This is a genomic window from Acidiplasma cupricumulans (assembly GCF_001402935.1).
GTDB classification, from domain to species: domain Archaea; phylum Thermoplasmatota; class Thermoplasmata; order Thermoplasmatales; family Thermoplasmataceae; genus Acidiplasma; species Acidiplasma aeolicum.
On sequence record NZ_LKBH01000171.1, the window covers coordinates 1 to 629 of the forward strand.

Genomic DNA, 629 nt, shown 5'->3' on the forward strand with positions numbered 1-629 from the left:
TTCTTAATGTAATATTATCTGGTATTATACCATTGAATTTCCTTATAATAGCATCATCTATTGCATTTATTGCATCCCTGGTCGTGCATGATGCATTATAATTATAGCCATACCATTCATTGGAGAATGCATCCTTAATGCACATTAAATAGGTAATTTCATTGTTTGTAGGTATATAAATAATATCTATTTCTATTAACATCTCTAGCTTATCTGCTTGTAATAATTTTAATTCTCTTCTATTCTTATGGTTATGCAATGGTAAAGTTAGATTATTATTCTATATTGTCCCGTAAATATTTCCTATATATATCCGGTAAAAATATAATAAAAGAATACACACCAAGAATGAAATTAAATGATAAAAAAATAAAATACATAATAAGGGAAAAAATTAAAAGAAGATTATCAACAGAAATAGCCAAAGAAATGAAGATAAGCACAGGGTATGTAAATTATATTTACAAAAAATATAAGGAAGATGGAGAATATATTATAAATAATAAAGGGAAACCAAAAATAATAACAGATAATGAAATAGATACTGTTAAGAATATTAAAATTAAATAACCATTATCAGGTCCGGAAAGAATATGGAAATACCTTAAGAAGATAAATATAATAATTTG

At 24.5% G+C, this 629-nt stretch carries 2 pseudogenes; one reads left to right on the forward strand and one right to left on the reverse strand.

The features are described from left to right. Positions 1-202 (reverse strand): annotated as a pseudogene (locus AOG55_RS04590) (hypothetical protein); the annotation flags it as partial. 146 nt (positions 203-348) lie between these two features. Between AOG55_RS04590 and AOG55_RS04595 the strand changes: the two are divergent. Next, positions 349-567 (forward strand): annotated as a pseudogene (locus AOG55_RS04595) (IS481 family transposase); the annotation flags it as partial. Positions 568-629 lie beyond the last annotated feature (62 nt).